The sequence below is a fragment of the Chryseotalea sp. WA131a genome, from assembly GCA_025370075.1.
Lineage (GTDB): Bacteria > Bacteroidota > Bacteroidia > Cytophagales > Cyclobacteriaceae > ELB16-189.
In genome coordinates this window covers 1,704,104-1,724,190 of the sequence record CP073016.1, presented here as the reverse complement: position 1 = coordinate 1,724,190, position 20,087 = coordinate 1,704,104, and the positions used below count along the sequence as shown (strand labels likewise).

The window sequence follows — 20,087 nt, the reverse complement described above, 5'->3', positions numbered from 1 at the left end:
TCCAATTTTGAATCTTGAACTTGGAATCTACATAAAGCCTAGTTCCAATTTAGCGACTTCACTCATCATATCTTGTGTATAGGGTGGATCGAAGGTTACTTCTACCTTTACATCATTTACCCCTTCAATAGCTTTTATCTTTTGTTCCACTTCAGATGGAATCGCCTCGGCCGAAGGGCATGAAGGTGAAGTCAACGTCATTTGGATAAACACATTGTTTACCGGAAAGATGTTGATTTCATAAATCAGCCCCAACTCATAAATATCAACCGGTATTTCGGGGTCGTAAACGGTTTTGATGGCCGCCAACACCTTGTCGCGCAAGTTGATTTCCGGTTGATTATTCTCGATGGTAGCAGATTCTGTCATTCTTAATTGGCCAATTGCGTTTTAAAGGCAAAGGCGTACATTTTTATTTGCTTGATCATGGCTGCAAAACCATTAGAACGCTGTGTGCCTATAAACCGTTCCATTCCAATTCGTTTCATAAACGTAAGCTCTGATAGCAAAATATCGTTTGGCCTTTGCCCTGAAAATATCCTTACCAACAAACTAACCAACCCTTTTGTGATGGCCGTATTGCTATCGGCTGACAATATCATTTTTTCATTTTCCAATTTGGCCGTCATCCACACTTTCGATTGACAACCCTTTACTTCATTCTCTTCTTTTCTATCCGATTCGCTGAAGGTTGGAAGTTTTTGGCCAAGCTCCATTACATAATAGATGGTCATTTCTTGGTCTCCATCCAGCAACGAAAACTCCTTTACAATCTCTTCTTGTTTTTCGTCAATGGTCATTTAATTGAATGGATCAATTTTTTCAAACCTTCCACTAAGGTATCAATTTCTTCAATGGTATTGTAAACCGAAAAAGAGGCTCGTACCGTTCCCTCCAACCCGAGGCTGTCCATCAACGGTTGGGTGCAATGATGCCCGGTGCGCACTGCAATGCCCCGTGCATCGAGCATCTGCCCAACATCAAAATGATGAATGCCTTCTACAATAAAAGATTGTACACTCACTTTATGAGCCGAAGTCCCAACCAATCGCACGCACGGCAATTCTTTTAATCTTTCTTGTAGGTGTTTTAATAGACTATCTTCATGAATGGCAATGTTCTCTTTACCCAGTTCATCAATAAAAGTAACTGCTTCTTTCAGTGCCACTACATCAGCTATGTTAGGTGTGCCTGCCTCAAACTTGTAGGGTAAATCGTTGAACGTGGTTTTTGCGAACGTAACGTCTTTTATCATTTCACCACCGCCCATGTAGGGTGGCATTTTTTCCAACAATTCTTTTTTACCGTACACTATTCCGGTGCCTGTGGGGCCAAACATTTTGTGCGATGAGATACAATAGAAATCACAATCCAAATCTTGCACATCTATGGGAAGATGAGCAGCGGCCTGTGCTCCATCTATCAACACTACTGCTCCAACTTCGTGTGCCAGCCTAACAATTTCCTTGGCGGGATTGATGGTGCCTAAACTATTAGAAGCATGATTAACAGCAACGATTTTTGTTTTTGGTGAAAGCAGTTTGGAAAACGCTTCCATATCTAACTCACCGATTTCGGTAACGGGAATGACTTTTAAAATTGCCTTCTTTTCTTCGCACACCATCTGCCATGGAACAATGTTCGAATGATGCTCCAACCCTGAAACAATGATTTCATCACCCGCTTTCAAGAATGCTCTTCCATAGGACGAAGCCACTAAGTTGATACTTCCTGTGACGCCACTTGTAAAAATAACTTCTTCGGTATGGGCGGCATTTATAAAACGCTGCATGGCCTCGCGCGTATCTTCATACGCACGAGTTGCTTTTTCCGCCAACGTATGTATACCTCGATGTATATTGGCGTTGTAGCCTTCATAATAACTCGTCAAAGCATAGATAACGCGCTTAGGTTTTTGATTCGTGGCAGCATTGTCAAAATAAATGAGTGGCTTGCCATTGACCAATTGATGAAGCACAGGGAACTCCTTCCTTATTTTTTGAATGTCCAACAAAGGTGCTATAGAAACCATCTAATTAAACTCTATAAATTTTTGTGTAATCGACTTGAAATCAATCCGTCTAAATACGATTTCAATTGTTCATTTTTTACCGGGACCAAAACATCCAACGCAAAGGCATACAACAGCATCGCTTTCGCGGTATCATGTGGAATGCCTCTTGTCTTTAAATAAAATAAAGCTTCTTCGTCTAATTGACCGCTGGTACACCCATGCGAGCACTTTACGTCATCTGCCCAAATCTCCAGTTGAGGCTTTGTATTAACGGTAGAAGCGTCACTCATCAAGATATTTCGGTTTGATTGAAACGCATTTGTTTTTTGAGCTTGCGGTCTTACAAAAATTTTTCCGTTGAAAACACCTTTCGATTGGCCATCCATAATTCCCTTGTACAATTCATTGCTGAAAGAGTTGGGTTTCTTGTGGTCCACAACAGTGTGGTTATCGGCCAAAGTATTTCCATCCAATAAATACAAACCATGAAAGTGAGATTCACAATTCTCTCCATCAATCACGATGGAAAAATTATTGCGAACGATTTCACCCTTTAAGGTTAAGGTAAAGGTGTCTACTTTGCTGGATTCAGATTGATGAATAACGGTATTGGCTACCTGAATACTTTTTCCTGAATCGTTCTGAATTTTGCAATATTCCAACCGCGCTTGCTCAGCGAGCACAATCTCTTCACAAAAATTATGAAATACGGGATGGTCGCCAGTGCTTTCAAACTTCTCAACGATGCTCAATGAACTGTTCTTCTCAACAACTGCTAACAAGCGCGTTTGGACTTGCACGTGTTCTTGTTTTGCATCATTTACATGCAAAATAAAGAGTGGTTTCTCTACAGATACATTTTCTTTTACATGAATGAAAAGACCGCTTTGCCAAAAGGCACCATTCCAGGCGGCAAATGAATCTGATTCGCTAGGAGAGAACTTTCCAAAATAGCGATTCACTACTTTGGTGTGATTTATCAGCGATTTTTCGAGGGAAGATACAGTTACTTCACTGGGAGAATGAATTATCCTGGAAAGTTTTTCAGAATAGATGCCATTTATAAAAACGAACACTGAGGCGTCCATTCCTTCAATCAAAAACTCATCAATAGAAGCGATGGCGGATGTTGAATTGTCGACATTCCAATTACTATTTTTTAAAAGCGATTTTGTGATAGGGGTGAAGCGATACTCTTCACTTTTGGTAGTTGGCAATCCTAATTTTTCAAAATGCCCCAGCGCTTTCTTTCTGTCCTCAACACCAACCGAAAATGCTTTGGCCGGAAAAGCCGAAATTATTTCATTGGTCAAATCTCTTTCCGTTACTGTGCTACCCATTTTCAGATTTTCAAATATATTTCTACTACTGGCTTTCTATTACTGCCAAGCATTTTCAAATTACACGGAGCCACCCATTATCCAATTTTCAAATTAGTTAACAAGTTCTTCTGCTTTTATCCAGTCGTAACCTTTTGCCTCCAGTTCTTTAGCTAACTCTTTTCCCGCAGACTTTACAATTCTGCCTTTGTATAAAACATGGACAAAATCTGGAACGATGTAATCCAACAATCGCTGGTAGTGGGTTACTACTATCGTGGCGTTGTTCTTATTACGAAGCGTATTCACTCCATTGGCCACAATTCGTAAAGCATCTATGTCCAAACCAGAGTCGGTTTCATCTAAAATGGATAGGGTAGGTTCGAGCATCGCCATTTGAAAAATTTCGTTGCGCTTTTTTTCTCCTCCCGAAAACCCTTCATTCAACGAGCGGCTCAACAGCGATTGGTCAATTTCAACCAACTTCATTTTCTCTTTCATTAACTGAAGAAAAGCCACAGCATCTAAGGGACTTTGTCCACGATATGCTTTGATTTTGTTCACAGCCGTCTTCATAAAATTGACGGTACTCACTCCCGGAATCTCTACGGGATATTGAAAAGCCAGAAAAATGCCTTCGCCTGCTCTCTCGTTGGGTTCAAGCTCCAATAGATTTTTTCCGCGAAACTCCACTTCGCCACCCGTAACTTCGTATTCCTCGCGGCCAGCGAGCACAGAAGCCAACGTACTCTTACCAGAGCCGTTAGGCCCCATGATGGCATGAACTTCACCTGCGTTCACTTGCAAGTCAATTCCGTTTAAGATTTGCTTTCCTTCAATACTGGCTTGTAAATTTTTTATTGTCAACATATTCTTGAAATCCTTTTTTGTTGCTTTATAACTATCCTTTTGTGTGACCAGATCAAGACTTCAAAATCTTATTCCAAATCGCCATCTTTGGTTTTCCTATTACGTATTTTTTCAAGTTCGGATATGTCCCTGTCATCAATCCCTTTTCTATTTATCAATGACTTTGTTTTTATCAAATCATCGTATCCAATAAATGGAATTTTGACGCCTGCCAGTTCTATGACTTTAGCATTTTTAATTGAGTTTTCAAAGACAAGACCTTTTGAATAAGGTATAAAATCAAACTTAAAATTAACCTGCTCGATAAATAACATGTCATCCCATTTAGGATCTGAAAATAAATCCATTTCATGCAAATCGTTTTCACTATATTCAAAATCCAATGACTTCAGGGTCTCAACAATCCGAATTCTATTGGTATATTCAGATCGGTACCATACATCAATATCCGTTTTAATTTCTGGTCGATCCATGCTGGGGTGAGATGGGCGCGTAAATTCGTAGAAGCCAACGGCTGTCCCACCAACTACCATGTACTCGACATCATGCTTGTTCAGGCCACCACACAATTTAATAAGCAAATCAAGTGTTAGTTTTTCCATGGTTGGATCATAACGTTCATTTTTTAGGGCATGGCCAAGAGCCATTAAATCAAGTGTCTTTTCCAATGCTTGCACATAGCTGTGCATCGCTACCCTTACTGGTTTTTGCGGTTTATAATCTGCCAGAGCACTATAAGAAACGACTTTTATCATTTTTTATAATTCAATTAACCTACACTTCCTTCCAGCGTAAGCGCCAAGAGTTTTTGGGCCTCCACGGCAAACTCCATCGGTAATTGGTTCAACACTTCTTTTGCATACCCATTTACGATTAATGCCACGGCTGCTTCTTCATCAATACCGCGCTGTAAGCAATAGAAAATCTGGTCTTCACCGATTTTAGAAGTAGTTGCTTCGTGTTCGATACGTGCTGTTTGGTTTTCAACATCGATATACGGAAAGGTATGTGCCCCGCATTGGTCGCCCATTAACAGTGAATCGCATTGAGAAAAATTACGTGCGTTGCTGGCGCGCTTCAATACCTGCACTTGCCCGCGGTAACTATTTTGAGATTTCCCCGCGGAAATACCTTTCGAAACAATTCTTGACTTGGTGTTTTTACCGATGTGAATCATTTTCGTGCCCGTATCGGCTTGCTGATAATTATTGGTAACGGCAACGGAATAAAATTCACCCATCGAGTAATCGCCCTTCAATACACAAGAAGGATATTTCCAGGTGATGGCCGAACCAGTCTCTACTTGCGTCCACGAAATTTTGGAGTGGTCGCCAAAGCAAAGGCCACGCTTGGTTACAAAATTATAGATGCCGCCTTTTCCATTTTTATCTCCGGGATACCAGTTTTGAACTGTCGAGTATTTTATCTCGGCATCCTTCATCGCGTAAAGTTCCACCACGGCTGCATGCAATTGATTTTCGTCACGCATGGGTGCTGTGCAACCTTCCAAATAGCTGACATAAGAGCCCTCATCAGCTACGATTAGTGTTCTTTCAAATTGACCCGTGTTGGCAGCGTTGATACGGAAGTACGTACTCAACTCCATTGGGCAACGCACTCCTTTTGGAATGTAACAAAATGAACCATCTGAAAAGACGGCCGAGTTAAGTGCCGCAAAATAGTTATCGTTGATAGGAACTACCGAGCCCAAATATTTTTTAATCAATTCCGGGTGCTCTTTTACGGCCTCGCTAAAGGAACAGAAGATGATTCCCAATTCGCCCAATGTTTCTTTAAAAGTTGTTGCTACCGACACGCTATCAATCACGGCATCTACGGCCACGCCAGTCAATCGCTTTTGCTCGGTTAACGAAATGCCCAATTTTTCAAATGTCTTTATCAACTCGGGGTCAACCTCGTTCAAATCTTTTAATTCCTTCTTTTTCTTGGGGGCAGAGTAGTAGATGATATCTTGATAGTTGATTTTAGGATAGTGCACATTTGGCCAAGTGGGTTCTTCCATTTTTTGCCATTGGCGGAAGGCTTTTAGTCGCCACTCCAATAACCACTCTGGCTCATTCTTTTTCGCAGAGATAAACCGCACGGTGCCTTCATTCAAACCCATGGGGGCTTCATCCACCTCTAGGTTTACATTCCAGCCATGTTCGTACTCTTTTGAGGTGATTTCCTCCAGAACTTGATTATCCTTGCTCATTCAACCCTATTTAGACTAATTTCAAATAGTGACTCAAAATTAACAACAAAAACCCAGCTTATTAGTTTTGAGTTGAGATATTTTAAGTGATAATTTACATTGATTGTGCATCTATCTTGACAACCAGAATCGATTTACTATGTTCAAAGTTAGAGAGAATACCCCGCGGGGGCGATGCCAAGGGCACACCGTTTTCGCCTTCGTTGGTGTTGCGCGTGAGCAGGGCGTGCGTGCCCACCAACGAACTTGTCCCCCATTTTAGCCTGCGGTCGGTGTTACCCCCTCGCCCTCTCGCCCTTGTTGGTGTTGCGTGAGGGCATTTGCGAGAAGGTTCACCAACAAGCAAGATGAACCAAGATAGTTTCGCTAATTTTGGCTCGATGAACGAGGCAATGGTTTTCTCAAAAGAGCATGCTGAGTTTTTGACCGTTACGTGCTTAGAATGGAAGCACGTGCTGGCAGAGGACAGGTTCAAAGATATTATAATTGACAGCCTTACGTATCTCACCAAGTCCCAACGTGTTTACGTTTATGGTTTTGTCATCATGTCCAATCATTTCCATTTGCTTTGGCAAATGATAGGTGACCATAAGCGAAGCAACGTGCAGCGTGATTTTCTAAAATACACAGGCCAGCAGATATTGAAGCTGCTGCAAAGGGATCAAGCGGCCATACTAAAAGATTTGCAGGTAAATGCTAAAGATCGCAAGCACCAAGTATGGGAAAGGAATTCATTGGGTGTTCCGCTATGGACGCCAGAAGTATTTTGGCAGAAGTTAGATTATGTTCATAACAACCCAGTGAAGGCTGGGTTGTGTAAGTCGCCAGAAGATTACAAATATTCGAGTGCTCGGTATGATGAGAAGAATGAAAAAGATTGGGTATTTTTAACTCATCATGAAGGGTAAGCGCACTTAGCTTGTTGGTGGGGCCGCCCAATTGCCACGCACAACACCAACAAGGGCAAGCCGTTGGTCAGAAAGTTTATTTTTAGGTGTAGTTGTTGGTCGCTGACCATCAACTTGTTTTCGTAAACTTGCAGCCGTTAATTTTGCTATTGTGCGCACGCTGGTTAGGCGACCAGCGTGAACGAATATTTGTATCAACAAAGGTGTTGTGCTTGCGCATTGGGCGAGCCCACCACCAAACATGTCGCGCACCTGTGGCTGACAACAAAAACATAATTTTTTTCTAGCCTTTGGCACGTTGGTGGTGATGGGCGTCAGCCAACTTTAGGGATGTGCTGAAACCCATTCTTCTCCGCCCTCAAAGACTTCCTTCTTCCAGATGGGTACGGTTTGCTTTAAGGTGTCGATGATAAACTGACACGCCTCGAAGGATTCATTCCGATGAGGGGTTGAGACAGCCAAAACCACCGCTTCATCACCTATCTGAAGTGTTCCCATTCTGTGACTGATGGCTACTTTCAAAATAGGCCATCGCCCTTTTGCCTTTTCGATGATTTTATTGATCTCAGAAATAGCCATGGGTTCATAGCATTCGTACTCCAATCGGACTACTTTTTTATGAGAAGTTTTGGAGCGCACAGTTCCGATAAAAGTACAAACCGCACCAGCTTCTAAATCACAAGCGGCATTGACGACTTTTTCTCGGTCTATTTTAATTGCGGTTATCTCAATCATACTAACCACCGCTCACAGGTGGTATCAAAGCGATTTCATCTGTCTCGTTTATTGATTGGTTATCTTCGGCATATTGTTGGTTCACAGCAATGAATAACGAACGCAGCTTTTCAAGAGCGGGGTAATTTGTCATCAGCGCTCTTCTCAATGAGGCCACATCACTTCCCGCCACTTTCACCACCACTTCTTTGCCACCCATCATGTCACGGGCAACGCCAAATGTCTTTATTTTCAACTCCATCCCCAAAGTTCAAAATATTTGCCATTCGTTTCTATCTTTAGCAGGATTTTGTTAGTCCAATTTTTAGAATGAAGCAGCAATTGTTTGATAACCATGGTCGCCCCATCAACTATCTTCGGTTGGCGGTTACGGATCGGTGCAACCTGCGGTGCTTCTATTGCATGCCTGAAGAGGGAATTCACTACCTCCCCAAAAAAGAATTGCTCTCGTTTGAGGAGATTCAACGATTGGTCGCCATCATGGCCTCGATGGGCATTTCCAAAATCAGAATTACTGGTGGCGAGCCCTTTGTGCGAACGGATTTGGTGCAACTCCTTTGGATGATCAAGTCAGTAGAAGGCATTCACGATATTCATATTACAACCAACGGTGTTCTTACCGCGCCCCATATAGATGAATTAAAGGCGCTTGGCATTGCTTCTGTTAATTTGAGTTTGGATACGTTGAACAAAGAGCGATTTCATGAGATCACCCGAAGAGATGAGTTTGAAAAAACATGGGAAGCACTTCAACTCTTGCTAAAGGCCAACATACCCGTCAAGCTCAATTCCGTGGTGATGGATGGAAAAAATATTGATGACATTATCCCGATGGTGGAACTCACTAGGAAACATCCTATTTCAGTAAGGTTTATTGAAGAGATGCCATTTAACGGGGAGGGCAGCCACTATCCGAAACTAACCTGGACGCATAAAAAGATTTTGGAACATATTCGCTTGGCCTATCCATCCATTTCAAAAATCCAAGATCCAAATCATGCCACGGCCATGCATTATCAAATACCAGACTTTCAAGGCAATGTAGGAATCATTGCGGCTTTTTCGCGCACGTTTTGTGGTACATGCAACCGCATTCGTGTGACAGCGCAAGGCGTTTTAAAAACTTGTTTGTATGATGATGGTGTACTAAATATCAAAAACTTGATGCGAGAGGGAAGGACCGATGCAGAATTGAGGAACGCATTACTCACCGCCTTTGCTCAGCGACCAAAGGATGGATTTGAAGCGGAGGAGAAACGTAGCTTAGCAGGCGTAATGGAATCAATGTCAACGATAGGAGGGTAGTATGGAATTTTGTATTCTCTTACTTTCTTTTTTTATCATCGCTTTTATCTATTCTTCCGTGGGCTTTGGCGGTGGCTCTAGCTATCTGGCTCTTCTTGCACAACCTTTTTTCCATTTGCTTCCGGACACCATTCGTCCTACTGCGCTACTGTGCAATATTGTAGTGGTGACGGGTGGCACCCTCATTTTTTACAAGCAAAATAAAATTGACTGGAAAGAAGTTTGGCCTTTCTTAATAGCCAGTCTGCCGCTGGCGTTGTTAGGTGGATTGTGGAAACTAAACCAACATTCGTTTTTTCTTTTGCTTGCGATTACGTTGGTCATCGCGTCTGTTTTGCTTTGGATACAACCCGAAACCATACATGGTGAGAACAAATGGCTCAAACGACTGGAGTCGAAGATTGCACTCGGTGGTGTCATTGGTTTTCTTTCAGGCTTGGTGAGTATTGGCGGAGGCATTTTCCTTTCGCCCATTTTGCATTTAACCAATTGGGCGGAGGCCAAACGGATATCGGCATTGGCCAGTGTATTTATTTTGGTCAATTCCATCAGTGGGTTGCTGGGTCAATTTTTGGGTAAAGGCATTGATTTACAATGGAGTTTTATCTTGCCATTATTAGTAGTAGTTTTAGTTGGCGGACAAGTTGGTTCGCGCTTGGGCGCGATTCGCCTAAACCCATTATACATTAAAAGAATTACAGCCGTATTGATTTTGGTGGCTGCGTTTAATATTTTGAAGGATCATTTGTGAAAGGAGATTGGACTAAGAATTGGAAGTTAAGGTCGATGGTTCATGGACAATCGACCGTTGGCCATAGACAAACAAAATGCACTTAATATGAAATTTTTACTAGTAGTAGCTGCTGCTTTCATAATGATAGCTAGCCACGCCCAAACCCGTGTATTTCCTGCCGTGAAATTGTATGGTGGCATTTTTGAAATTCCGTATGCGGTGGAGAAGCCGGATCCGACCATGAAGTATAACATTGTGGTGGAGGTAGAGCGCGAAAGCGAAAAACCCGATTCGTTAAGTTGGGCATTGAACAACGTAGCTCGGTTAGTGAACCTGCATGTAATGGGTGGTGTGCCGAGAGAAAATTTAGATGTAGTAATTGTGCTGCACGGTGGTGCCACCTACATCACCATGAACAATGATCAGTACCATAAAAAGTACAAGAAAGACAATCCCAACCTTGGGTTGTTCCAAGAGCTTTCAAAAGCGGGAGTAAAGATGTTTGTATGCGGTCAATCTCTAATTAATCGCAAAGTAGATCGAACGAAGATGGTGCCGGAGGTTAAAATTGCCACCTCTATGCTGACGACACTTACTACTTACCAGTTGAAAGGTTATGCGTTGTTGAAGTTTAATTGAATTATTTGCCACCAAGGCATTAATGCACAAAGTGTTTTTTCTTGGTGCCCTTGTGCCTTAGTGGCAATATAGATGGATTAATTCTTACGAAGTATGATCATACACCACCACCCACTTTCCATTTTTCTTTCTAAACAATAAAGTAAAAACGCCATTTGGGTTGTCGTTCTTCCGTTGCAAAAAGTATTTGCCAGTAACCAAGCAGGCATCATGGTTGGTAAATTGAAGTCGAAGTATTTCAAATCGTAGAATGCCCATCGCTTCTTTGCTCGGATAGCTTTTCTTGTATCGGGCCAGTGTGCTGTCCCACCCATGGGTGATTTTAGCTCCTATAAACAGCAGCGAATCTGACTTCCAATAGCCTTGCATAAATCCTTCAATATTGAAATTATTCCAATCTAAAACTTGCTGTGCCAACACCGCCCGAATGGCATTCCCCTCCGCCAATTGGTCAAACTTTTTTTGTGCGTTGGCTGAAGTTACAACCGCTAGAATGGCTAAAGTGAAAATGGTTTTCATAAGCAATCTTTAGGCTTAAATTATTTAAATAGAAAGTACCAATAATTGTCTCATCAACTTCTCGTCTTTAGGCGAAATATATTCCAATAACCAATTCAAATTTGCACATTTGACGTCTAATTATGAAAAACGTTTATATACGGATTATCTTACTCAGCTTTTTGAGTACTTGTGTCATAGGCAATTTTACGGAAAGAAAAGTAAGGACTGGTGTAGAAGCAGTCTACCAAGTCGTGATGAGAAAGCCAATGGTCTATAGTATAAGTCAATCCGATGAGAAAGGCGTACCGTACCTGATTGATGGCAAGGTCGGAAAGCAACGAAATCCCGTTATCGTTTGCAACAAAGCTCTTTCCTACTATGCAAGTTTTATGGAAGGGGATTCATCAAAACGCATATTGTTTTTGAATTGTGCCGATTGGCTAACTGAAAATTCAACGAGCGTCAGAATTTTTTCCGTACTTCCTTACAACTATCCTTGGTCAATCTACAACATGGGTTCACCATGGCGTTCTGGCCTTGCCAATGGCGTTTCGCTGCACGTGTTCATTAAAGCTCATTCAATAACCAAAGACGAAAAATATTTGGCGATGGCAAAGAGGATTTTGAACTCCTTCTACGCGGAAGTAAGCGATGGAGGTGTCACGTATAAACTTAAAGATAGGGGCTGGTGGTTTGAAGAATTTGCACTAGAAACCGGTTATGTTTCACGTGTATTAAACGGCCACATGTTCGCTCTTTTAGGCATTCAAGATTATTTTGAATACTCCCATGATCCTGATGCAAAGTACTTATTCGAACAGGGGAATCTCGCATTAAAAAATTATTTGGCTTTTTATGACAGCAATGTTGGTCCGTCTTATTATGACTTACGCGCCAGACCAACCGATAGAAAATACCATGCGGTTCATATTGACTTGTTGACAAAGCTTTTTGAAATCACGCATGAGCCATTGTATAAGTTTTATGCTGACAAATGGAGTACGTACAAGCACCCATCGCTGACTAGCCGTTTGGTTACCTGGCCGATCAAAAGGATTGATGTAGTTATTTGGCTTGTCAATTTCTCCATTGTAAGCATTACATTCTTATCGCTCTATTATCTTTTTATTCAGAAAAAATAGCTTTCGATAACCACTAATTCCCGACTTTGAATCGTATTTCTTATTAATATTGCCGACTAATTAAGTGACTCATGAAAATAGTAAAATGGGATTTAATTCTGCCTCATGCCTTAGCAGTAGTTTTATTTGCCTTAGTAACCATTTTCTTTTTCAGTCCTGTATTCTTTGAGAGCAAAACGGTTCAACAGACAGATATTGAACAATACCAAGGGAGCAGTAAATCTATCAATGATTTTCGCGCTCAGTCTAATGGCGAAGAAGCATTGTGGGCACCTTCTATGTTCAGCGGTATGCCAGCCTATTTGGTGAGTGTGCGCTGGAGTGATGGACCAATTGTAAATACAAAAAAAGTTTTGAGTTTGTTTTTGCCTCGTCCCGTCAACAATATTTTTCTCGCCTTCCTTTGCTACTATGTTTTATTGTTGAGCTTTCGTGTTCGGCCATACTTGGCTATTGCAGGTGCAGTCGCTTTCGGACTTTCTTCATACATGATTATCGGGCTTTCGGCTGGGCATAATGCGCGCATTGGGGCGATTGCTTTTGTTCCACTCGTGCTAGCAGGAATCCACTTGACATTTTCAAATAAACGTTGGTTGGGTTTTGGGGTTACCGCGATGGCCATGGCGCTTCACTTGCGCGAGAACCACTTGCAGATTACATACTACATGACACTGATGGTAGGTGTGTACGGACTAATCCAATTGATCTATGCGTGGAGAGAGAAACAACTTAAAGTTTTTTTTACAACGGTTGGATTATTGATACCTGCGGTTGTGATTGCAGTCGGTACTTTCTTCGGACAGTTTTGGGCAATTACTGAATATACCCGTTACTCCATTCGCGGTGCATCTGAATTGGTGATGCAGGGTGTTAAAACAAAAGATGCTGATGGCTTGAGCCGTGATTACGCATTCCAATATAAATATGGCATTGGCGAATCGATGTGCTTGATGGTGCCCAATTTTTATGGAGGAGCCAGCACCCAAGCCTTTGTGCAAGACCAAACCAGTGCCTCTTATAAGGCGTTGGTCAGCAATTCATCGAGTAATGAAGAGGCCAATCAGTTGGCGGCTTTTACGGCTCACTATTGGGGGCCGCAAGGACCAACCATCGGTGCCTACTATGCGGGAGCGATTGTTGTCTTTCTATTTGTGTTGGGGATTTTGCTCGCAGATAAAAAGTATGTGTGGTGGTTAGTACCCATGGCTGCTTTGAGTTTGATGTTGAGTTGGGGGGATGCGTTTTCCTCCTTCAACTATTTGATGTTTGATTATTTTCCAGGTTACAACAAATTTCGCTCGGTAAGTTTTGGGTTGGTAATTATTCTTTTGGCCATGCCCTTGCTGGGGATGTTGGGAGTTGAGAGATATATGAGCGAAGGTGCTACGCCAACCAACAAGAAAAAACTATTGATTGCGTTTGGCGTGGTAGGTGGAACCTGTTTGGCGTTGGTTCTTTTTGCGGGACTGGGCTCCTACATGGGTGAAGGCGATGGTCAATTGCCTGTTTGGTTTAAGAAGGCGTTGATGGAAGACAGAGCTTCTTTGTTACGCTCGGACGCGATCCGCTCGTTGGCGTTTATTGGTTCCATCTTTATCATGTTGTATTTTAACGTATTTAAGAAAATCTCGCCATCAGGTTTTTATGCTTTCTTGGCAATCATGATTCTTGCAGACTTAGCGGTAGTAGACAAGCGCTATTTCACGAAAGACAGTTATCAGCGCAAGCGTGACAATACTGTATTTGCAGCAACCGGAGCGGATCAAGAAATTTTAAAAGACAAAAGTCACTATCGCGTATTTAATGTGCAGGGTACTTTTTTAGAAGCACGCACTTCCTATTTTCATTATTCATTGGGTGGCTATCACGGTGCGAAACTCAGGCGCTACCAAGATTTGTATGACTCATGCCTTGCCAAAGAGCGGATACAATTGTTTGGTGATGCCCAACAAGGTAGATTGGATTTGGCAAAGTTTGGTGTGATGAACATGCTGAACACCAAGTATATTGTTTATGGCGAAGAAGCCAATAATGTGATACCCAACCCAAATGCCAATGGCCCAGCTTGGTTTGTGAAGAATATTGAAACCGTAAATTCACCAACTGAAGAATTGAAAAGAGTTAGAGAGGTGGATACAAAAAGTACTGCGGTTGTAGATGGTTCGAAGTTTAAAGTTCAGCCTTCCGGATTTGATAGTTTGGCCACCATTTTTTTATTGGACTTCAAACCTCCCTATATAAAATACCAATCTGAATCAACTGTGAACGGACTGGCCGTGTTTTCGGAAATCTATTACCCCAAAGGCTGGCGTGCATTTATCGATGGAAAAGAAGTACCCGTTCTTCGAGCGAATTATGTGCTTCGTGCGCTTGAAATCCCGCAAGGCAAACACACTATTGAATTTAAGTTTGAACCCAAGCCGTATGTAGTTGGCAACAAAATCACGTTTGCATCAAGCTGGGTGATGCTGTTGGTGCTGTTGGGTTGTGTGGGAATGACATTACGGAGCCAAAAAGAGAATTAGAACAACTCTTCTAATTCAAAACTTACGCTTGGGATAGCATTTGATTTAACTCTACCATTTCCTGAAAGATAAAGCACAGGAATATCTTGACCCCTTGCCGGTGTATAGATTTCAATGGTTTCGTTTGCGGGATCAACAATCCAATATTCTGTCACGCCAAACTCCAAATACTTTTTCTTTTTTTGATTTCGATCAGTATAGCTATTGGAGGGAGAAATAATCTCAACCACTAGATCAACAGGGCCTTCTATTCCTCTTTCTGTAAGAGATGAGGTATGTTTTGGTGATAAATAAACTAAGTCTGGTTGAAAAACATTTTTGTTGTCAACATAAAGGTCAATAGGTGCAAAGAATAGCTCACCCGATAGGTTTTGCGCATCAACGATTTTAAACAATTTCCGCAAAACTCGCTGGTGCAAAGGGGCTGGGGCTGGACTCATAATTAATTCTCCGTTAATTAACTGGCATGGCGTTTTAAATTCACCTAGAAGAAGGTAGTCCTCCACAGTCCAATCTTTTGTTTTATCAATGGTCAGCGTACTCATCTCAAACAAAGATAAAAAAATTATTCATCTCTTAATACTTCCACCGGATTGAGGGTCGCGGCCTTGATGGAATGATAACTGGTAATCGCGAGAGCAACTAATAATGTTCCCATTCCCGCCACGATGTAAATGTAGGGCGATGGTGAAATGTGATAAGTAAATCCCTGCAACCATTTGGTCATTAACCAGTAAGATAGAGGCGCACCAATTACAAATGCTATCATGATAAGTTTGGTGAAGCCTGTCGATATCAAAATCAAAATATCTTTTGCGGAAGCCCCAGCGACCTTTCTAATCCCAATTTCTTTGGTGCGCTGCTCTAGCGTATAAACAATCATGCCAAGTAACCCTAAGGCTGCAATGATAATACCAAGTGTTGCTAGCACCGTTAATGTTTTGCCAAAATTTCGTTCTGCTTTAAAAGTATTAGCAAAAGCCTGATCAACGAATGAATAATCAAAAGCAACATCGCCAGCTTTTTCTTTCCATAAGGCGGCTAGGGAGGCAAGTGATTTTTCCCAATTGGCACTTGTTTGCCCTTCCATACGAAGCACAACATACTGCTTCGTGTTAGCACCATAAACGTCTTTATTTTTTAGGTGAAAAATGGCCATCGGTTCGATGGGGTTTCCTAACGACCAGTAGTGATAATCTTCCACTACACCAATCACTTCAAAGCGGACTTCTCCACCTGGGTACTCAATTTTTTTGCCAATGGCTGATTCATTCAAGTCCCAACCGATTCGTTTTACTGCAGCTTCATTAAGGATTACCCGGTTTACATCACCAGGTGTATTCACTAAGAAATTTCTTCCATATTTCAACTTTACACCGAGGGTCGAGAGATATCTTTCATCTGCTGTTGTTAAATTAAGTGGGAACGTGTTAGCGCCCATACCTTCTGCGCTGAATTTATCTCCTCCCCAAAGATTGGGTGGAACAGATGTGGAAAGTGATGCGTTTACCACGCCCGGCACATTGAAGGCTGCGTTGACAGCGCTTTCACCATCACTCAACCGTTCGGCATGGCTGATCACCACTAGGTTTTCTCTGTCAAATCCTAAATCTTTTTCACCAACAAATTTTAATTGCTGAAAAACCACTGCCGTACAGATGATGAGTGCAATGGATACGGAGAATTGGAAAACCACTAATCCATTGCGAAAAGACTTTCCTTCATTTCCCGTTTTCAATTTTCCTTTCATAGCTTCAACCGGATGGTAAGCGCTGAGGAAGATGGCAGGGTAACTTCCTGAAAGTAGGCTCATGACCAAAGCGAGCGACAGTAATGCAATGATCAATTGCGGATCGTTCAATAAATTTATCTGTAGTTCACGACCTACCAAAAGATTAAATCCTGGCAATAAAATTTGAATCAAAGCCAACGCTATCAACAAAGCAATCGTACAAAAAATGAATGCTTCGATGAAGTATCCGATGCCCAATTCTACCTTTCCCAATCCCAATATTTTTCTGACGCTGGCATCCTTGATTCTCTTGGTGAATTGAGCTGTAGATAAATTCATAAAGTTGACGCAAGACAAGAGAATGATAAAAATAGCTGCACCTATCAGTGAGTAGATGATCGTTAGATTTCCATCATTGATCAAACGGTTGTAGACCACCTTAGCAGGTAAATGAATAGCCGTAATTGGTTGTAGAAACAACTCCCAATTTTTTCCAGATTTGATGTAGTCGTCAAACGATATGTTCATCGTCCGTTGAAGCGTGGCTTCAGCGTGTTTGCGTGGTACGGTTGCTAATTTTGCTTTTATCTTTTCAAGGCTAGCGTTTTCGTCTAGCAATACATAGGTTTCCAATTGAGTCCACACCCAACTCCAATACCTTTTTTTGATTTCCGGAAAACTGTTCATCGACATGAGTACGTCAAATTGAAGATAAGTATTGGAGGGTAGATCTTTTGCCACTCCTGTTACCTCATACGTTTTTTGATTTTCGCCTGCGCCCATCAATATCAATTTTCCCATGGGTTCTTCGCCACCAAAGTACTTCTTAGCGGTTGATTCGGTCAGAACAATCGTGTTGGCTTGTTGAAGTGCAAATGCTGCATCGCCCTTCACCAAAGGGAAGTTGAACATTTTGAAGAAATTGGAATCAGCAGCCAATACCTCAGTCTGCTCAAAAGAGATTACTTCATTTTTTTGGTTGGTATAGGAAACCAAAAAATCTCCTGGCGTGTGAATGCTGGTGAGCAATTTTACTTCGGGTATTTCTTCTTTTACAGCGTAGGCTACTCCCGGACCGGTAGAGGCAAATTCATTGTCGCTGCTCTCGCCCCAAATAAAGGTTTGGTTGAGGCGGTAAATATGGTCTGCATTGTGATGGAATCGATCGAAGCTAAACTCGTGCCTCGCATAAAGGTAAATGAGTAGCGAACTGGCAATACCCACCGTAAGCCCAAGAATGTTGATGAATGTAAAAAGCTTTTGCCTTTGCAGGTTGCGAACGAAGTGGGTGAGGTAGTGCTTAATCATGGGTCAGGTTTTGCCAGTAGGTTGCAAGTGATATGCCAATGGGAAATCAAGCCTTATTAGGTGTTTTTACTGGTTTGCTTGTTCGAATGCATCACACAACCGTCCGATTTCGTAACAAATACTTAAACGATAATGATGCAATAAGATTGGCATAATACAAATTCGATAGTTTGCCGATGGATGAAAAAGCAATACAGGATATTGGCAGTAGATGATGACGCAGATATTCTTGAGTTGCTCCAATACAATCTGGAGATGGAAGGATTTATAGTAAAAACCGTATCTGATTGTAAGAAAGCCTTAACAGAAGCAATCGATTTTCTTCCCGATCTAATCATTTTAGATATCATGATGACGCCCTTGTCGGGGATTGACATTTGTAAGCAGCTTCGCGATCTGGCTACATTTAAGTACACTTATATTTTCTTCTTAACGGCAAGGTCAGAACATTACTATCAAGATGCTGCCCTTGATACTGGCGGAGATGATTTTATAGAAAAAATTATCGGATTGAGAGCCTTGACGAGTAAGGTGGCCACGGTTCTTAAAGGCAACTACGTTATCCGAAAAAGCCAACCATCCGTAATAGCTGGTAATTTGGTCATCCATCGCAAAGCCTCTGTGGCCTATTTGAATGGCATTCCACTAAAGTTGTCGAAAATCGAATTGGACTTTCTCTTTTTCTTTGCTCAAAATCCAAAGAAAGCAATCACAGAAGAAAGTCTCATCAATAATATTTGGGGATCGGACACCTTCTCCGTTGCCTCCTCTATTCATTTCTACTTAGAAAATTTAGCAAAAAAATTAGGACCAAATTGGCTAGTAGATGTAGGCAAAGGCAGGTTTAAATTTATTCCGCACTAGCTGGTTAGCTCCACTTTTAGGTAGGGTCGTTCATGATTTTTATAAACGGTGTTGCAGCTGCTTACTAAAAAGCCCTATCTTAGCTTTCTTACTTGTTATTTCATGACCCTCGTTTCGTCTGTTGTCGATTCTTTTGTCGCTCGTTTTAAAGTAAAACCCACCATCGTTAAAGCCCCCGGTCGCATCAATTTTATTGGGGAGCACGTAGATTATAATGAAGGCTTTGTGCTGCCTGCCGCCATCGATCGGCACATGGTGTTTGCCATCGCGCCCAGTGGCAACGACCGCTGTAATATTTATTCGCACGATTTAGAAGAAGGAGTTTCATTTTCCATTCATGATTTGAATGCAGGCGACACGTGGATCAATTACCTGATGGGAGTGATGGATGGCTTTGAGCGGAGTGGGTTGCCTGTGCACGGTGTGGATTGCGTTTTCGGTGGCAATATTCCGAATGGCGCGGGGCTGTCGTCATCGGCTGCGCTGTGTTGCGGGTTTGGCTTCGCGCTAAATGAATTGTTCCGCTGTAACCTTACCCGAATTCAAGTAGCAAAAATTGCTCAATATGCCGAGCATGAATTTGTCGGGCTTCAATGCGGCATCATGGATCAATACGCGAGTTTGTTTGGAAAGAAGGATGCCGCATTGTTGTTGGATTGCCGGGCTTTGACCCACGAGTTAATCCCAATTCAACTAAAAGATTATTCTATTTTATTGATCGATAGCAAAGTGAAACATACGCTGGCAAATACAGCCTACAACGATAGGCGAGAAGCATGTGAAGAAGGCGTGCGAATCATCAAAAAGAAAAATCCACTGATAAATTCGTTGCGCGATGTGTCTTCCCAAATGCTTTATGAAAACCAAGACGCCTTGGGCGAAGAGGTGTTTATCAAATGCTTGTTTATAGTGGAAGAAATCAAACGCACACAAATAGGGGCAGATTTGTTAAAGAAAAATGAGTTGAAAGCATTTGGTGAATGGATGTACCAAACGCACTGGGGCTTAAGTCAAAGCTACGAAGTAAGTTGCGAGGAGTTGGATTTCTTGGTATCGCTGGCCGAAGAAGAAAAAAAATGGATCGCAGGCGCACGCATGATGGGCGGTGGCTTTGGCGGATGTACCCTCAATTTGGTAGACAATAGTTACGTAAAAGTGTTTCAAGAAAAAGTACTTCATCAATATCTTGCTACTTTCAAAAAAGAACCTGATTTTTATTTAGTTAACTTGGCAGATGGAGTTGGAATGCCTAACCCCTAAGCCACAAAACCTAAGAC

Annotated in this window: 20 protein-coding genes; 8 read left to right on the top strand and 12 right to left on the bottom strand. The window is 41.9% G+C overall.

From position 1 onward, the window contains the following. Positions 1-27: 27 nt before the first annotated feature. The 7 genes from KA713_07700 to sufB all read right to left on the bottom strand — a co-directional run bounded on the left by KA713_07700 (position 28) and on the right by sufB (position 6,418). Entirely contained in the window at positions 28-369 is a 342-nt protein-coding gene (locus KA713_07700; protein UXE68447.1) for an SUF system Fe-S cluster assembly protein, read from the bottom strand. Between the two features lie 2 nt (positions 370-371). Continuing rightward, positions 372-800: a SufE family protein gene (locus KA713_07695; GenBank protein ID UXE68446.1), complete on the bottom strand. Its 429-nt coding sequence runs from the start codon at positions 798-800 to the stop codon at positions 372-374. Beyond that, positions 797-2,011, bottom strand: coding sequence for a cysteine desulfurase (locus KA713_07690; protein ID UXE69072.1), 1,215 nt, complete (start codon positions 2,009-2,011; stop codon positions 797-799). The genes KA713_07695 and KA713_07690 overlap by 4 nt, the downstream gene beginning before the upstream one ends. A gap of 32 nt (positions 2,012-2,043) precedes the next feature. Further along, positions 2,044-3,354, bottom strand: coding sequence for a Fe-S cluster assembly protein SufD (gene sufD, locus KA713_07685; protein ID UXE68445.1), 1,311 nt, complete (start codon positions 3,352-3,354; stop codon positions 2,044-2,046). A 93-nt stretch (positions 3,355-3,447) separates the two neighbouring features. Beyond that, positions 3,448-4,203 (bottom strand): Fe-S cluster assembly ATPase SufC, encoded by a 756-nt coding sequence (sufC, locus tag KA713_07680; GenBank protein ID UXE68444.1) that lies wholly within the window; start codon positions 4,201-4,203, stop codon positions 3,448-3,450. A 68-nt stretch (positions 4,204-4,271) separates the two neighbouring features. After that, the gene (locus KA713_07675) at positions 4,272-4,958 is read right to left on the bottom strand and encodes a hypothetical protein (protein UXE68443.1); all 687 of its coding nucleotides are present in this window, start codon (positions 4,956-4,958) and stop codon (positions 4,272-4,274) included. A 14-nt stretch (positions 4,959-4,972) separates the two neighbouring features. Further along, positions 4,973-6,418, bottom strand: coding sequence for a Fe-S cluster assembly protein SufB (gene sufB / locus KA713_07670; GenBank protein UXE68442.1), 1,446 nt, complete (start codon positions 6,416-6,418; stop codon positions 4,973-4,975). A gap of 347 nt (positions 6,419-6,765) precedes the next feature. Here sufB and KA713_07665 point away from each other — a divergent pair, with 347 nt between their 5' ends. Next, positions 6,766-7,326, top strand: a complete 561-nt coding sequence (locus tag KA713_07665) for a transposase (protein ID UXE68441.1) — start codon at positions 6,766-6,768, stop codon at positions 7,324-7,326. Positions 7,327-7,650: 324 nt separating this feature from the next. Here KA713_07665 and KA713_07660 read toward each other — a convergent pair whose 3' ends face one another. Both KA713_07660 and KA713_07655 read right to left on the bottom strand, forming a co-directional pair. Next, on the bottom strand, positions 7,651-8,061 hold the full coding sequence (locus tag KA713_07660) for a molybdenum cofactor biosynthesis protein MoaE (GenBank protein ID UXE68440.1): 411 nt from the start codon (positions 8,059-8,061) through the stop codon (positions 7,651-7,653). Position 8,062: 1 nt separating this feature from the next. Further along, positions 8,063-8,302, bottom strand: a complete 240-nt coding sequence (locus KA713_07655; protein ID UXE68439.1) for a MoaD/ThiS family protein — start codon at positions 8,300-8,302, stop codon at positions 8,063-8,065. 68 nt (positions 8,303-8,370) lie between these two features. Here KA713_07655 and moaA point away from each other — a divergent pair, with 68 nt between their 5' ends. The 3 genes from moaA to KA713_07640 all read left to right on the top strand — a co-directional run bounded on the left by moaA (position 8,371) and on the right by KA713_07640 (position 10,738). Further along, positions 8,371-9,366: a GTP 3',8-cyclase MoaA gene (gene moaA, locus KA713_07650; protein ID UXE68438.1), complete on the top strand. Its 996-nt coding sequence runs from the start codon at positions 8,371-8,373 to the stop codon at positions 9,364-9,366. Position 9,367: 1 nt separating this feature from the next. Further along, positions 9,368-10,117, top strand: a complete 750-nt coding sequence (locus KA713_07645; GenBank protein UXE68437.1) for a sulfite exporter TauE/SafE family protein — start codon at positions 9,368-9,370, stop codon at positions 10,115-10,117. Between the two features lie 87 nt (positions 10,118-10,204). Beyond that, on the top strand, positions 10,205-10,738 hold the full coding sequence (locus KA713_07640) for a DsrE family protein (GenBank protein ID UXE68436.1): 534 nt from the start codon (positions 10,205-10,207) through the stop codon (positions 10,736-10,738). A gap of 84 nt (positions 10,739-10,822) precedes the next feature. Here KA713_07640 and KA713_07635 read toward each other — a convergent pair whose 3' ends face one another. Then, positions 10,823-11,257 carry a DUF4440 domain-containing protein gene (locus KA713_07635; protein ID UXE68435.1) on the bottom strand — a complete coding sequence of 145 codons (435 nt, stop codon included), beginning with the start codon at positions 11,255-11,257 and terminating at the stop codon, positions 10,823-10,825. A 122-nt stretch (positions 11,258-11,379) separates the two neighbouring features. Here KA713_07635 and KA713_07630 point away from each other — a divergent pair, with 122 nt between their 5' ends. Next, positions 11,380-12,381, top strand: a complete 1,002-nt coding sequence (locus tag KA713_07630; protein UXE68434.1) for a hypothetical protein — start codon at positions 11,380-11,382, stop codon at positions 12,379-12,381. 71 nt (positions 12,382-12,452) lie between these two features. Next, a complete protein-coding gene (locus KA713_07625; protein ID UXE68433.1) occupies positions 12,453-14,906 on the top strand; it encodes a YfhO family protein in 2,454 nt (817 codons plus the stop codon). Here the strand turns inward: KA713_07625 and KA713_07620 are convergent. Both KA713_07620 and KA713_07615 read right to left on the bottom strand, forming a co-directional pair. Beyond that, positions 14,903-15,451, bottom strand: a complete 549-nt coding sequence (locus tag KA713_07620) for a Uma2 family endonuclease (protein UXE68432.1) — start codon at positions 15,449-15,451, stop codon at positions 14,903-14,905. The genes KA713_07625 and KA713_07620 overlap by 4 nt on opposite strands. A gap of 20 nt (positions 15,452-15,471) precedes the next feature. Continuing rightward, positions 15,472-17,946 carry an ABC transporter permease gene (locus tag KA713_07615; GenBank protein UXE68431.1) on the bottom strand — a complete coding sequence of 825 codons (2,475 nt, stop codon included), beginning with the start codon at positions 17,944-17,946 and terminating at the stop codon, positions 15,472-15,474. A 180-nt stretch (positions 17,947-18,126) separates the two neighbouring features. Between KA713_07615 and KA713_07610 the strand changes: the two genes are divergently transcribed. Both KA713_07610 and galK read left to right on the top strand, forming a co-directional pair. Beyond that, complete coding sequence (locus KA713_07610) at positions 18,127-18,810, top strand: response regulator transcription factor (GenBank protein ID UXE68430.1); 684 nt, start codon at positions 18,127-18,129, stop codon at positions 18,808-18,810. A gap of 102 nt (positions 18,811-18,912) precedes the next feature. Continuing rightward, positions 18,913-20,070 carry a galactokinase gene (gene galK, locus KA713_07605; protein ID UXE68429.1) on the top strand — a complete coding sequence of 386 codons (1,158 nt, stop codon included), beginning with the start codon at positions 18,913-18,915 and terminating at the stop codon, positions 20,068-20,070. Positions 20,071-20,087: the final 17 nt, after the last annotated feature.